12 protein-coding genes are annotated in these 13,142 nt (G+C 74.3%); 6 read left to right on the top strand and 6 right to left on the bottom strand.

Annotated features, from left to right (window positions below; translation table 11 throughout):
* The first annotated feature begins 170 nt into the window (after positions 1 to 170).
* On the top strand, positions 171 to 1,187 hold the full coding sequence (locus OHA99_RS24575) for an aspartate-semialdehyde dehydrogenase (RefSeq protein ID WP_153179843.1): 1,017 nt from the start codon (positions 171 to 173) through the stop codon (positions 1,185 to 1,187).
* 10 nt (positions 1,188 to 1,197) lie between these two features.
* On the opposite strand, the gene OHA99_RS24570 is transcribed toward OHA99_RS24575, so the two are convergent.
* Positions 1,198 to 1,674: a DUF1203 domain-containing protein gene (locus OHA99_RS24570; protein ID WP_164384728.1), complete on the bottom strand. Its 477-nt coding sequence runs from the start codon at positions 1,672 to 1,674 to the stop codon at positions 1,198 to 1,200.
* A 113-nt stretch (positions 1,675 to 1,787) separates the two neighbouring features.
* Here OHA99_RS24570 and pepN point away from each other — a divergent pair, with 113 nt between their 5' ends.
* A complete protein-coding gene (pepN, locus tag OHA99_RS24565; RefSeq protein ID WP_153179841.1) occupies positions 1,788 to 4,361 on the top strand; it encodes an aminopeptidase N in 2,574 nt (857 codons plus the stop codon).
* 311 nt (positions 4,362 to 4,672) lie between these two features.
* On the opposite strand, the gene OHA99_RS24560 is transcribed toward pepN, so the two are convergent.
* Complete coding sequence (locus tag OHA99_RS24560) at positions 4,673 to 5,578, bottom strand: LysR family transcriptional regulator (RefSeq protein ID WP_405697842.1); 906 nt, start codon at positions 5,576 to 5,578, stop codon at positions 4,673 to 4,675.
* Positions 5,579 to 5,607: 29 nt separating this feature from the next.
* Positions 5,608 to 6,546: a DMT family transporter gene (locus OHA99_RS24555; RefSeq protein ID WP_153179839.1), complete on the bottom strand. Its 939-nt coding sequence runs from the start codon at positions 6,544 to 6,546 to the stop codon at positions 5,608 to 5,610.
* Between the two features lie 198 nt (positions 6,547 to 6,744).
* Between OHA99_RS24555 and OHA99_RS24550 the strand changes: the two genes are divergently transcribed.
* Positions 6,745 to 7,254: a MarR family winged helix-turn-helix transcriptional regulator gene (locus OHA99_RS24550; protein ID WP_405697840.1), complete on the top strand. Its 510-nt coding sequence runs from the start codon at positions 6,745 to 6,747 to the stop codon at positions 7,252 to 7,254.
* A gap of 128 nt (positions 7,255 to 7,382) precedes the next feature.
* On the opposite strand, the gene OHA99_RS24545 is transcribed toward OHA99_RS24550, so the two are convergent.
* The 3 genes from OHA99_RS24545 to OHA99_RS24535 form a co-directional block, all read right to left on the bottom strand.
* Positions 7,383 to 7,676: a hypothetical protein gene (locus tag OHA99_RS24545; protein ID WP_153179837.1), complete on the bottom strand. Its 294-nt coding sequence runs from the start codon at positions 7,674 to 7,676 to the stop codon at positions 7,383 to 7,385.
* An 82-nt stretch (positions 7,677 to 7,758) separates the two neighbouring features.
* Positions 7,759 to 9,870, bottom strand: a complete 2,112-nt coding sequence (gene malQ, locus OHA99_RS24540; RefSeq protein WP_405697838.1) for a 4-alpha-glucanotransferase — start codon at positions 9,868 to 9,870, stop codon at positions 7,759 to 7,761.
* 9 nt (positions 9,871 to 9,879) lie between these two features.
* A complete protein-coding gene (locus tag OHA99_RS24535) occupies positions 9,880 to 10,191 on the bottom strand; it encodes a hypothetical protein (protein ID WP_061444727.1) in 312 nt (103 codons plus the stop codon).
* A gap of 316 nt (positions 10,192 to 10,507) precedes the next feature.
* Between OHA99_RS24535 and OHA99_RS24530 the strand changes: the two genes are divergently transcribed.
* Genes OHA99_RS24530 through OHA99_RS24520 form a run of 3 tightly spaced genes read left to right on the top strand, consistent with a single transcriptional unit; the run spans position 10,508 to position 13,121 of the window.
* On the top strand, positions 10,508 to 11,041 hold the full coding sequence (locus OHA99_RS24530) for a PadR family transcriptional regulator (RefSeq protein ID WP_405697836.1): 534 nt from the start codon (positions 10,508 to 10,510) through the stop codon (positions 11,039 to 11,041).
* Positions 11,038 to 11,763 carry an ABC transporter ATP-binding protein gene (locus OHA99_RS24525; protein WP_153179834.1) on the top strand — a complete coding sequence of 242 codons (726 nt, stop codon included), beginning with the start codon at positions 11,038 to 11,040 and terminating at the stop codon, positions 11,761 to 11,763. The genes OHA99_RS24530 and OHA99_RS24525 overlap by 4 nt, the downstream gene beginning before the upstream one ends.
* On the top strand, positions 11,760 to 13,121 hold the full coding sequence (locus OHA99_RS24520; RefSeq protein ID WP_381499951.1) for an FtsX-like permease family protein: 1,362 nt from the start codon (positions 11,760 to 11,762) through the stop codon (positions 13,119 to 13,121). The genes OHA99_RS24525 and OHA99_RS24520 overlap by 4 nt, the downstream gene beginning before the upstream one ends.
* Positions 13,122 to 13,142 lie beyond the last annotated feature (21 nt).

Below are 13,142 nucleotides of genomic sequence, written 5' to 3'. Positions count from 1 at the left end.
GTGTGGGGCGGGAAGGGATGGGCAGGGGCGGACCGAGCCACCGCGTCCCAAGGTGCGGGAACACCGCGCAAAGAATTGGACAGGCGGGCCGGGCATCGCCCCATGATGGAAAAGTCTCGGCCGAGCAAAGCGCGCGTGAAGACACGCGCACAAACGGAGAAGGAGCCACCGTGAGGGTCGGAATCGTCGGAGCCACCGGTCAGGTCGGCACGGTCATGCGCAGGATCCTCACGGAGCGCGACTTCCCCGTCACCGAGCTGCGCCTGTTCGCCTCGGCCCGCAGCGCCGGCAAGGAGCTGGACGGCGTGACGGTGGAGGACGCGGCCACCGCCGACTACTCCGGCCTGGACATCGTGCTGTTCTCGGCGGGCGGCGCCACCTCCAAGGCGCTGGCCGAAAAGGTCGCCTCGCAGGGCCCCGTGGTGATCGACAACTCCTCCGCCTGGCGCCGCGACCCCGAGGTCCCGCTGGTGGTCTCCGAGGTGAACCCGCACGCGATCGCCGACCGCCCCAAGGGCATCATCGCCAACCCGAACTGCACCACGATGGCCGCGATGCCGGTGCTGCGCCCGCTGCACGCGGAGGCGGGCCTGGAGGCCGTCGTCGTCGCCACCTACCAGGCGGTGTCCGGTTCCGGGCTGGCCGGTGTGGACGAGCTGTTCGAGCAGGTCCAGAAGGTGGGCGCGGACGCCCCCAAGCTGACCCACGACGGTTCGGCGGTCGAGTTCCCGAAGCCGGACAAGTACGTGGCCCCGATCGCGTACAACGTGCTGCCGCTGGCCGGGTCCATCGTCGACGACGGCCTGCACGAGACGGACGAGGAGCAGAAGCTCCGCCACGAGTCCCGCAAGATCCTGGAGATCCCGGAGCTGAAGGTGTCCGGCACCTGCGTGCGGGTGCCCGTCTTCAGCGGCCACTCCCTTCAGATCAACGCCCGTTTCGCCCGCCCGATCAGCGTGGAGCGCGCCAAGGAGCTGCTGGCCGGCGCCCCCGGCGTCGCGCTCACCGAGGTGCCGACCCCGCTGGAGGCGGCCGGTCAGGACCCGTCCTACGTGGGCCGGATCCGCCAGGACGAGACCGTGGACCACGGCCTCGCCCTGTTCGTCTCCAACGACAACCTGCGCAAGGGCGCGGCCCTGAACGCGGTGCAGATCGCGGAGCTGGTGGCGGCGGAGCTGAAGGGCTGACGCCCCGGGGCTAGCCCCGCCTGACCTCGTAGAGGAAGCAGCCGTACTCGACGGCCCGGACGTGGACGAACGCCACGGCCGGGTCGTCGAGCGCTTCCCGGAGGGCGGACGCGAAGTCGTCGCCGGATCCGGCCAGGCGTCCGCCCAGGATGCGTCCGTCGGCGGAGTAGCGGCGGACGGTGCGGTGCGCGTTCGTGAACGCGAGGCCGTCGCCGTCCGGCCCCGCGCACTCCTCGGCGTGGATGAAGACGGGCCCCTGCTCGTCGTAGGCGCCCGGGTCGGCGCCCGTTTCCGCCGCCCAGCGGCGCAGCGGGGCGTAGGAGACGAGGGCGATGCGCTCCCCCGCGCGGCTGCGGCGCAGGCAGCAGCGCAGGGGTGCGCCGCCCTCGTCGTCGGTCACGGGTGCGGGGACGCGGCCCGCGTCGTCGGCGGCGCGGAGTTCCTCGAGGGCGGTCCGCGGGACGGGATGTGCGGTGTAGCCGTTCATGCGGTCCAGGCTCGCGCGCGGGAGGCCCGGGTACCGGCGGGAAACGGACATCGCGTTGGGCGCGGTCCACGTGGAAGGATGGCGCAACCCACACATAACGAGGAGATGACCGCGTGCCTGGCACAAACCTGACTCGCGAAGAGGCGCGGCAGCGGGCGACGCTGCTGACCGTTGACTCGTACGAGATCGATCTCGACCTCACCGGCGCGCAGGAGGGCGGCACCTACCGGTCCGTGACCACGGTGCGCTTCGACGTCGCCGAGGGCGGCGGCGAGTCCTTCATCGACCTGGTCGCGCCGACGGTCCACGAGGTGACGCTGAACGGCGACGCCCTCGACGCCGCCGAGGTGTTCCAGGACTCCCGCATCGCCCTCGCGGGGCTGCTGCCGGGACGCAACATCCTGCGCGTGGTCGCGGACTGCGCGTACACCAACACCGGCGAGGGCCTGCACCGGTTCGTCGACCCGGTGGACGACCAGGCGTACCTGTACACCCAGTTCGAGGTGCCGGACGCGCGCCGGGTCTTCGCGAGCTTCGAGCAGCCGGACCTGAAGGCGACGTTCCAGTTCACCGTGAAGGCCCCCGAGGGCTGGACGGTCGTCTCCAACTCGCCGACGCCCGAGCCGAAGGACAACGTCTGGGAGTTCGAGCCGACCCCGCGCATCTCGTCGTACATCACGGCGCTGATCGTCGGCCCGTACCACTCGGTGCACAGCGTGTACGAGAAGGACGGCCAGTCCGTGCCGCTCGGCATCTACTGCCGTCCCTCGCTGGCCGAGCACCTCGACGCGGACGCGATCTTCGAGGTCACCCGGCAGGGCTTCGACTGGTTCCAGGAGAAGTTCGACTACCCGTACCCGTTCAAGAAGTACGACCAGCTCTTCGTGCCGGAGTTCAACGCGGGCGCGATGGAGAACGCGGGTGCGGTGACCATCCGCGACCAGTACGTCTTCCGCTCGAAGGTGACGGACGCCGCGTACGAGGTGCGGGCGGCGACGATCCTGCACGAGCTGGCGCACATGTGGTTCGGCGACCTGGTCACCATGGAGTGGTGGAACGACCTGTGGCTGAACGAGTCGTTCGCCACCTTCGCCGAGGCCGCCTGCCAGGCCGACGCGCCGGGCTCGAAGTGGCCGCACTCGTGGACGACGTTCGCCAACCAGATGAAGACCTGGGCGTACCGGCAGGACCAGCTGCCGTCCACACACCCGATCATGGCGGACATCAGCGACCTGGACGACGTGCTCGTCAACTTCGACGGCATCACGTACGCCAAGGGCGCCAGCGTCCTCAAGCAGCTCGTCGCGTACGTCGGTGAAGAGGCGTTCTTCAAGGGCGTGCAGGCGTACTTCAAGCGGCACGCGTTCGGCAACACCCGCCTGTCCGACCTGCTGGGCGCGCTGGAGGAGACCTCCGGCCGCGACCTGAAGACCTGGTCGAAGGCGTGGCTGGAGACGGCCGGCATCAACGTGCTGCGCCCGGAGATCGAGACCGACGCCGACGGTGTCATCACCGCTTTCGCGATCCGCCAGGAGGCCCCGGCGCTTCCGGCCGGCGCCAAGGGCGAGCCCACCCTCCGCCCGCACCGCATCGCGATCGGCGCCTACGACCTCGACGGCGCCGGCAAGCTGGTGCGCGGCGACCGGGTCGAGCTGGACGTGGACGGCGAGCTGACGGCCGTGCCGCAGCTGGTCGGCAAGGCCCGTCCGGCGGTGCTGCTGCTCAACGACGACGACCTGTCGTACGCGAAGGTCCGCCTGGACGAGCAGTCGCTGGCCGTGGTCACCGAGCACCTGGGCGACTTCACGGAGTCCCTCCCCCGGGCCCTGTGCTGGGCGTCGGCGTGGGACATGACCCGGGACGCGGAGCTGCCGACCCGCGACTACCTGTCGCTGGTGCTGTCGGGCATCGGCAAGGAGTCCGACATCGGTGTCGTGCAGTCGCTGCACCGCCAGGTGAAGCTGGCCATCGACCAGTACGCCGCCCCGACCGCCCGCGAGGCGCTGCTGACCCGCTGGACCGAGGCCACGCTGGCGCACCTGCGGGCCGCCGAGGCGGGCAGCGACCACCAGCTGGCGTGGGCGCGGGCGTTCGCGGCGACGGCCAGGACCCCGGAGCAGCTGGACCTCCTCGACGCACTGCTCGACGGCACGAAGACCGTCGAGGGTCTGGCCGTCGACACCGAGCTGCGCTGGGCGTTCGTGCAGCGCCTCGCGGCCGTGGGCCGGTTCGGCGGGTCGGAGATCGCGGCCGAGTACGAGCGGGACAAGACCGCCGCCGGTGAGCGGCACGCGGCCACCGCGCGGGCGGCCCGCCCGACCGAGGCGGCCAAGGCGGAGGCCTGGGAGTCGGTCGTGGAGTCCGACAAGCTGCCGAACGCCGTCCAGGAGGCGGTCATCGCCGGCTTCGTCCAGACCGACCAGCGCGAGCTGCTGGCGGCGTACACGGAGCGGTACTTCGAGGCGCTGAAGGACGTCTGGGGCTCCCGTTCGCACGAGATGGCCCAGCAGATCGCGGTCGGCCTGTACCCGGCGGTGCAGGTCTCCCAGGAGACCCTGGACCGCACGGACGCCTGGCTGGCCTCCGCGGAGCCGAACGCGGCCCTGCGCCGGCTGGTCTCGGAGTCCCGCTCCGGCGTCGAGCGTGCGCTGAAGGCCCAGGCGGCGGACGCGGCGGCGGCCGAGTAGGCGGTCGGTACGTACGAGGGGGCGCCCGGTGTCACACGGGGCGCCCCCTCTGCGCGTGCTCAGGAGGCGTGTGCCCGGGAGCGCGTGTTCACGGACGCCCCCGTCCGCCGCCCGCAGCACCATGGCCGGCCCCGCACCGTTGCGGCTGGTCGCGCGCACGCGGCGGAGCCGCACGTCGAAGCAGCCCCGCGCCCATCCGGGCAGGTCCTCACGCCTCCTTGCAAGGCGCCGGGCAGACCCTCGCGAACCACCCGCACCCGGCACGGGTCCGAACGCCCCGGCGGGCACCCGTACCGGGCCCCGGTGCGACTTCAGTCGGCGCGCCCCTCCGCCGCCGCCCGCAGGGCCGTCAGGACGGTGGCGATCACGGGGGCCTCCTCCGCGCCCTTGCGCACGGCCGCGACGACGTGCCGGACGGGGCGGTCGGCGTGCGGCTCGCGCATCACCACCCCGTCGCGGGGCACGGCCGCCATGCGCGGGACCAGGGCGACGCCCATGCCCGCCTCGACCATGGCGAGGATGGCCGGCCAGCCGGCCGCCGCGTGCCCCTGGTGGGGCCGGAACCCGGCGGCCTCGCAGGCGCCGCGCGTGATGTCGGACCAGGGGCCGCTGCCGCCGAAGATCCACGGCTCGGCGGCGAGGTCGGCCAGCCGCAGCCGCTCCGCGCGGGCCAGCGGGTGGTCGCCGGGCAGGGCGACGTCCAGCGGGTCGGCGAGCAGCGGGACACGGGTGAAGCGCGGGTCGACGGCGCTCGGCGCCTGCGCGGCCAGCGACAGCGCGAGGTCCACCTCCCCGGCGGCCAGCAGCTCGTACGCCTCCTGCGCCTCGGCCTCCCGCACCCGCACCGCGACCCCCGGGTGCGTGCCGCGCAGGGCGGTGACCGCCGGTACGACGAGGGCGGGCACGGCGGTGGAGAAGGCGCCGACCCGCACCTCGCCGGCCTCGCCCCGGATGTGTGCCGCCAGCTCGGCGTCGGCGCGCTCCAGTTGCTCGAACACCGCCTCGGCGTGCCGCAGCACCAGCCGGGCCGCGTCCGTCAGCCGGACCCTTCTGCCGTGCGCCTGGAGCAGTTCCACGCCGAGCTGTCTGGAGAGGTTGGTCAGCTGCTGGGAGACGGCGGACGGCGTCATGTGCAGCGCCTCGGCCGTCGCGGTCACCGTGCCCCTCTCGCGCAGCGTCCGCAGGATCTGCAGCTTGCGGATGTCCCAGTCGGCCATGACGGCAACCTACCGGCGCGCCGCGCGGCCTACCGGCGGGCCCCCGCGCCGAGGACGACGCCGCCGAGGATCAGCGCCATGCAGCCCGCCTGCGCCCAGCCGGTCGGCTCGGCGAGCAGGGCCCAGGACAGCAGGGCTACGCACACCGGCTGGAGGTAGTAGACGACCCCGGCGCGGGAGGGGCCGATCAGGGAGACCGCCTTGTTCCAGGCGAAGAAGGCGACGGCGGAGGAGGCGACGCCGACGTACAGCAGCGGCCAGACGGTGCCCGCCGTCGGCCGGAAGCCGCCCTGGACGGCGAGGCTGACGCCTTGGGCGGGCAGCAGCAGGACCGTGCCGACGAGGAACGTGGTGAACAGGAACCCGGCCCCGTCCAGCCCCTCGGGCCTGCGGCGCAGCAGCGCGCTGTACGACCCGAAGCAGCAGGCGGCGGCGATCATCCACAGGTCGCCGGCCGAGAAGGACGCCCCGTCGCCTCCGACGAGCAGCAGGACGCCCGCGCAGGCGACGGCCAGCCCGGCGATCCGGCGGGCGCCGAGCCGGACGCCGCCCGCCCGCTCGTACAGGGCCATGAGCACCGGGGACGCCGCCATGATCATGCCCATGTTGGCGGCGGGGGTGGTGACGCCGGCCTGGTTGACGAGGGTGTTGTAGACGGTCACGCCGAGCAGGGAGGCGAGGACCACGAAGCCGAGGTGGCGCCGGATCAGCGCGCGCTGCCGCCAGGCCCGCCGGGCGCCGAAGGGGGCGACGACGGCGAGGGCCACCACCCAGCGCCAGAACGCGTGCTGGACGGGCGGCACGCTGTCGCCGAGGGCCCGCGAGGTGACGAAGCTGCCGGACCAGACGACGGTGGCGACCACGGCGAGCGCGAGACCGAGGGCGGCGGGCGCCGTCGGCCGCGCCGCCGGGGCGGGTGTCCGACCGGTGCTGCTTTGGACGGTGGTCCGGCGGGCGGCTGTGGCCACGAAGGTCCTTCCCTGGTCGGAGGTCTGGCGGACCTACCGTCGCAGGGCCGGACCCGTCAGGTCCATCGAATCTTCGCGACCGTTCTTTGAAGCAGAACTGAAAGGTGCGGCCGGCGCGGCCGTTCGCCCGCGCGGGGCGCCCTCGACGAGGAGGGCGAGCGGCGCGAGGAGCGGACCGCCGGCGGCGATACTCGTCGCATGACTGAGCACCCCGAGGCCCCCGAGGACCCCGTCGACGTGATCATCGGCCAGTGGGCGGAGGTGCGGCCCGACCTCGACACGGCCGGCATGGAGGTGTTCGGCCGGGTCTTCCGGCTGGCGCGCGCGATGGGCGACCGGATGGAGCAGGCGTACGCGCGCTTCGGCATCTCGCGCGGGGAGTTCGACGCCCTGGCCACCCTGCGCCGGTCCGGCGAGCCGTACACGCTCTCCCCGCGGCAGCTCTCGGCCACGCTGATGCTCACCACCGGCGGCATGACCGGCCGGCTGGACAAGCTGGAGCGTGCGGGCCTGCTGCGCCGCTCCCCCGACCCGCACGACCGCCGGGGACTTCAGGTCACGCTCACCGACCGGGGCCTGGAGCTGATCGACGAGGCGGTCGGCGCGGGCCTCACCGCCCAGACCGAGGCCCTGGCCTCCCTGGACCCGGAGCGGGCCGCTCTCCTGGCCGGCCTGCTGCGGGACCTCCTCGCCGGCACCGAGAGGTAGGCCCCGGCCCGTCCTCGGCAGCGCCGGAAACGCCCGAGGGCACCGTCCCCGTCGGCGTACGGCTGACGCGCGTACGTGCGGCGGGGGCGGCGCCCTCGGGGAAGCCTGGGTGGGGGCCGGGCGGGAGGTCAGGCCTTCGCGCCGGCCTTGACCTTGCCCTTGGACTTGGCCTTGGCGCCGGGGGTCTTCACCAGGTGGTCCGGGTGCGACCGGTCCAGGACCATGATCAGGCCCGCGATGATCACGAACAGCGCGATCGGGGCCAGGACGTAGAGGCCCAGCGTCTCGACGACGCTCAGGCCGGTGCCGGGGTCGTCGCCGTCGTCGCGGGTCAGCGCGAGCGCGGGGGACGACATGAGCAGCATCATCAGCGTCGTACCGGCTGCCAGGGCGCCGGCGCGCAGGGCGTTCTTCTTGTCCACGGTGCCAAGTTAGCGAATGCTCCCGGCGCCCGCGCGCCCGGGGTGCCCGTACGGGCCCGCGGACGTCCGGCGGACGCCCCGCTCAACCGTCCCGGTCGCCGCCGCGTTCCCGCACCACGTCGATGAGGGCGTGCAGGCGGGGCGAGGCGGCGAGGTCCTCCAGGGTCACCGGGCGGCCCTCGGCGTCGGCGAGGGGCAGGCGCCAGTTCGGGTACTGGTCCCAGGTGCCGGGGAGGTTCTGGGGGCGGCGGTCGCCGACGGTGTCCGGGAGCCAGATGCCGACCATGCGGGCGGGGGTGCGCAGCAGGAAGCGGTGCACGGCCTGGATCCCGGCCTCCTCGGCCGGGGTGCCGGTGTCGCCGCCGGTCCCGTGCAGCAGCCCGAGCCGGGCCAGGACGTCCAGCCATTCCGCGGTGTCCGTCGCGGCCGCGGCGCGTTCCTCCTCCAGCGGGTGGGTGAGCAGGCCGAGGCGGTCGCGGAGCTCGACGTGCTCGCCGGTGAGGCGGGCGGCGGTGGACGGCAGGTCGTGGGTGGTGGCGGTGGCCAGGCAGTCGGCGCGCCACCGCTCGGGCGGCAGGGGGCTGCCGTCGCCGGTCCAGTCCCGTTCGAACCACAGCACCGAGGTGCCCAGCACCCCGCGCTCGCGCAGCGCCTCGCGCACGCCGGGCTCCACGGTGCCCAGGTCCTCGCCGATGACGACGGCACCGGCCCGGCCCGCCTCCAGGACGAGGACGGCGAGCATGGCCTCCGCGTCGTAGTGGACGTAGGTGCCCTCGGTGGGCGGGTGGCCCTCGGGCACCCACCAGAGCCGGAACAGGCCCATGACGTGGTCGACGCGCAACGCCCCGGCACAGCGGAACAGGCCGCGCAGCAGTTCCCGGAACGGCGCGTACCCGGAGTCGGCCAGGCGGTCGGGGCGCCAGGGCGGCAGCCCCCAGTCCTGGCCGCGGGCGTTGAAGGCGTCCGGCGGCGCTCCCACCGACATGCCGGCGGCGAAGTGGGCCTGCTGCGCCCAGGAGTCGGCGCCGCGGGGGTGCACGCCGACGGCGAGGTCGTGGACGATCCCCAGCGGCATGCCGGCCTCGCGGGCGGTGCGCTGGGCGTCGGCCAGCTGGGTGTCGGTGAGCCAGGTGAGCCGGGAGTGAAAGTCGACGCGGTCCATCAGCTCGCCGCGGGCGCGGTCGGTCGCGGCCGAGCGGGGGTCGCGCAGGCCCTCGGGCCACTGGTGCCAGTCGGAGCCGTGGACCTCGGCGAGGGCGCACCAGGTGGCGTGGTCCTCCAGGGCGGTGCCCTGTTCGGCGAGGTAGTCGCAGTAGGCGGCGCGGCGGCCGGGGCCGAGGGGGACCTCGTGGAGCAGCTCCAGGGCCTCGCGCTTCAGCTCCCACACGGCGTCCCGGTCGATGAGGGCGTCCTTCTCCAGTACGCCCTCGCGCAGCCGTCCGGCCCGTTCCCGCAGGGCGCGGACGCGCTCGGGGTCGGGGACGTACGCGAACTCGGGCACGTCCTCGATCCGCAGGTGCACGGGGTCGGGGAAGCGGCGCGAGGAGGGCCGGTACGGGGAGGGGTCGGTGGGGGCGCCGGGCACGGCCGCGTGCAGCGGGTTGACCTGGACGAATCCGGCGCCGAGGGCGCGTCCGGCCCAGGCGGCGAGTTCGCCGAGGTCGCCGAGGTCGCCCATGCCCCAGGAACGGTGGGAGAGGAGGGAGTAGAGCTGGACGAGGAGCCCGTGGGAGCGCGCGGCGGGGGTGGGCAGCCGGGCGGGCGCGACGATCAGGTGGGCCACGGCGGTCCGGCCGTCGGGCGCGGTGGCGGTCAGCCGGTGGACCCCGTGCGGCACCCCGTCGGCGCCGTCGTGGCGTTCGCCCCGCTCGGTGTCGACGCGCAGCCGGGTGCCCGGCGGCAGGGCGGCCAGCGCGGCCGGGGTGCCCCCGCCGTCCCAGCGGACGACGGTGGGCGGCAGCAGCCGCTCGCGCAGCTCGGTCCCGCGGGCGGTGAGCGCGGCCCGTACGGCGCCGGGGCTGCCCGTGTCCACGCCGAGGGCGGCCAGCGCGAGGGTGACGGCGGTGGCCGAGGCCCGGACGGTGCGGTCCGGGGAGGGGCGGTAGGAGGTGGCGACGCCGTGCAGGGCGGCGAGCCTGGTCAGATCCTCGGGAAGGTCCTCGGTGGGGGGCTCGGCCGGCTGCGCTGCGGGCATCTGCTTCCTCTACGACCTCGTGGGTTCCGGGACGGGGACGGCGAAGGAGGGGCCGCCCTGCTCCGGCACGTCGGCCGTGAGTTCGGGCGAGGACTCGCTGGTCAGCGGTACGGCGTCGGCGAACGGCGACTCGCTGGTGAGGGGTTCGGCGTCGGGCAGCGGCGGTTCGCTGGTCAGCGGGGTCTCGGCGCAGCTGCCGGTGGCACCGAAGACGCAGTAGTGCGGGGTCTCGGAGGCGGCGGAGGGCTCCGCCCAGGGGGTGGACGGCTCCGCCACGGGTTTGGAAGGGGCCGGCAGCAGAAGGGGCGCCAGTGCAGCCACGGGGGTCTCCTTTGGATCAGGCTCTGGGTCGGACGGTGGAACAGGCCCGTCATCGGGCTCCGGGTCGGGCGGTGTGTCGCGCTCGCTTGTGGCGAGTTACGGCAGCCCCTACCCAGTCCGGGCGAGGACAGACGCCCCAATACCGCCAACGTGGCCCTGGTCACATCCACCCCCTCCTGGATCCACGCAGAACCGGCCAAAAAGTCACCTAACCCGAGCGCGGATCGCCCAAACCGGTCGCTGTACGCACGCCGCTCGCCACCCGATCCTCCTCAGCTATTCACTCAGTACATGTACTCAGTGAATACTGCTCCTCATGAGCACCCGTCACATCCTCCTGGGGCTGCTCGCTTCGGGGCCGAGCCACGGCTACGACCTCAAGCGGCGGCACGACGAACGCTTCCCCCAGGCCCGCCCGCTGGCGTACGGGCAGGTCTACACGACGTTGCAGCGCCTGGTCCGGGACGGGCTCGCCGAGGTCGACGGCACCGCGTCGGACGGCGGCCCGGAGCGGACCGCGTACCGCGCCACGGACGAGGGAGCGCGCGAACTGGAGCGCTGGGCGGTCGAGATAGCACCGCCCGCGCCCTTCGTGACGAACGAGATCTTCGCCAAGGTCGTCGTCTCGATCCTCACCGGCGGCGACGCGGGCGCCTATCTGCTGGCCCAGCGTGCCGCGCACATGGGCCGGATGCGGGAGCTCACGGCACTCAAGACGGTCCCGGGCGCGGACCTGACGTCCGTGCTCTCGGCCGACTACGCCCTCAGCCACCTCGACGCCGACCTCCGCTGGATGACCACCACGGCGGCCCGGCTCACCACCCTCACCACGGAGGTCCGTACGGCATGACACACGGGGACACGCACACGGGTACGGCCGCGCACGGGAGCGCGGAGCCGCCGCTGCTGACGGCCCGCGCACTGACGAAGGCGCACGGCAGGACCGAGGCCCTGCGCGGCGCCTCCCTCGAACTGCGGTCCGGGGAGATCCTGGCCGTCACCGGGGCCAGCGGCAGCGGGAAGTCGACGCTGCTGCACTGCCTGGCCGGGATCGTCCGGCCGGACTCCGGTTCGGTGACGTACACCGGCCTGCGCCTCGAGGAACTGCCGGAGAAGCGGCTGAGCGAGCTGCGCCGCACCGACTTCGGCGTGGTCTTCCAGTTCGGGCAGCTGATCCCGGAGCTGACGGCGCTGGACAACGTGGCGCTGCCGCTGCTGCTGGCCGGCACCGCCCGCGCCGAGGCCCGGGCGCGGGCCGGGGAGTGGCTGGAGCGGTTCGGGGTGCGCGGGCAGGAGGAGCTGCGGCCGGGCGGGATGAGCGGCGGGCAGGCACAGCGGGCGGCGCTGGCCCGCGCGCTGGTCACCGGGCCGAAGGCGGTGTTCGCGGACGAGCCGACCGGCGCGCTGGACTCGCTGGCGACCGAGCAGGTGATGACGGCACTGGCGCACACGGCCCGGGAGTCGGGCACCGCGGTGCTGCTGGTCACGCACGACGCCCAGGTGGCCGCGTACGCGGACCGCGAGGTCCGGCTGCGGGACGGCGCCGTGTCCCCGCTGGAGGTGACGGCGTGAGCACGCTGACCTCCGACCTCCGGCTGGCCCGGCAGCTCGTGCACGGCTCGGACCGCCGGGAGTGGTGGCGGATCGCGCTGACGGCGGCGGGCGCGGCGGCGGCGACGGGCTTCGCCCTGGGGGCGGTCACGCTCGCGTCGGTCCCGGCCGGCTACTCCGTCTCCCACTTCCACGGACTCCTGTCCGGTTCCGGTACCCGCGGCGGGGTCATCAGCGGCCTGCTCCTGCTGCTGGTGCCGGTGCTGGCCTTCCTCGGCCAGTGCGCGCGGATCGGTGCCGTGCACCGTGACCGGCGGCTGGCCGGGCTGCGGCTGGCCGGAGCGGCCCCGTGGCAGGTGCGCCGGATCGCCGCGCTGGAGACCGGGCTGGCGTGTCTGCTGGGATCGGCGGTGGCGACGGTCTTCTCCACCCTGTTCGTCCTGCGCCTGTGGAGCAGTCCGACCGCCGTGACCTGGCTGGGCTTCGTACTGGTCGCGGTCGGCGTCCCGGCGCTGGGCGCGGTGGCGGGTGCGGTGGCACTGCGCCGGGTGGTGGCCTCGCCGCTGGGCCGGGTGCGCCGGGTGGCCGGGCGGTCGGGCCGGGGACCGGGGCTGCTGTTCCTGAGCGGCCTGGCGGTCCTGGTGGCAGTGGCACCGCTCGCCCTGGGCGAGAGGCATGTCGCGGGCAACCGCTTCGACTGGGGCACCCCGTTGACCGTCTTCTGCTTCGTGGTCGCGCTAGGCGCGGGTGTGGTGTGGCTGGCCGGTGCCACGGCCCGGTGCACGGGGGGCCTGCTCGCCGTGCGGGCCCGCACGGCGGCGCCGCTCCTCGCGGCCGAGCGGCTGCGCGACGATCCGTGGGCCCCGGCCCGGACCCATGCCGCGGTCCTGCTGGTGACGGTCGCCGGCACGGCCTTCCTCTGCGTCCGGCACGCCATGCTCACCGACCTGCGCGCCACGGCTCCGCAGTACCGCGCCGCCGACATGGCGTACTACGGCACCGGCCTGGACCTGACCGGCGCGGCCGTCCTCGTCGCGCTGGCGATCGCCCTGTCCGGCCTCGCCGTGGGCACCGCCGAGTCCCTGACCACCCGCCGCCGGACCCTGGCCGCCCAGGTCGCCGCCGGGGTCCCCCGCACGGTCCTGAACCGCGCCCTCCTCCTGGAGACCGCCCTCCCCCTGGCCCCCGCCCTGCTGCTGGCGGGCGCCAGCGGCCTGGCGATCGGCATCTGGTACTCCTCCCTCACCGGCGACGGCTCCCTCCCGTGGACGGCCCTCCTGGTCGCCCCGGCGGTGTACGCGTCCTGCCTGCTCGCGACGGCGACGGCCCTGCCCCTGCTGGGCCGCTCGGTGCGTCCGGGGGAGCTGCGGTACGTGTGACGGCGCCGCGATACGAGTCCG

The sequence above is a fragment of the Streptomyces coelicoflavus genome, assembly GCF_045041415.1.
In the GTDB taxonomy this organism is placed as follows: domain Bacteria; phylum Actinomycetota; class Actinomycetes; order Streptomycetales; family Streptomycetaceae; genus Streptomyces; species Streptomyces coelicoflavus.
Note: the sequence above shows the minus strand (reverse complement) of the source record. Positions and strands in the feature narration are given on the sequence as shown.

Coding starts and splice junctions, on each gene's coding strand:
- OHA99_RS24570 (WP_164384728.1), bottom strand. CDS start 1,674: ATGAACGGCTACACCGCACATCCCGTCCCGCGGACCGCCCTCGAGGAA.
- OHA99_RS24560 (WP_405697842.1), bottom strand. CDS start 5,578: ATGGCCGACTGGGACATCCGCAAGCTGCAGATCCTGCGGACGCTGCGC.
- OHA99_RS24550 (WP_405697840.1), top strand. CDS start 6,745: ATGACTGAGCACCCCGAGGCCCCCGAGGACCCCGTCGACGTGATCATC.
- malQ (WP_405697838.1), bottom strand. CDS start 9,870: ATGCCCGCAGCGCAGCCGGCCGAGCCCCCCACCGAGGACCTTCCCGAG.
- OHA99_RS24530 (WP_405697836.1), top strand. CDS start 10,508: ATGAGCACCCGTCACATCCTCCTGGGGCTGCTCGCTTCGGGGCCGAGC.
- OHA99_RS24525 (WP_153179834.1), top strand. CDS start 11,038: ATGACACACGGGGACACGCACACGGGTACGGCCGCGCACGGGAGCGCG.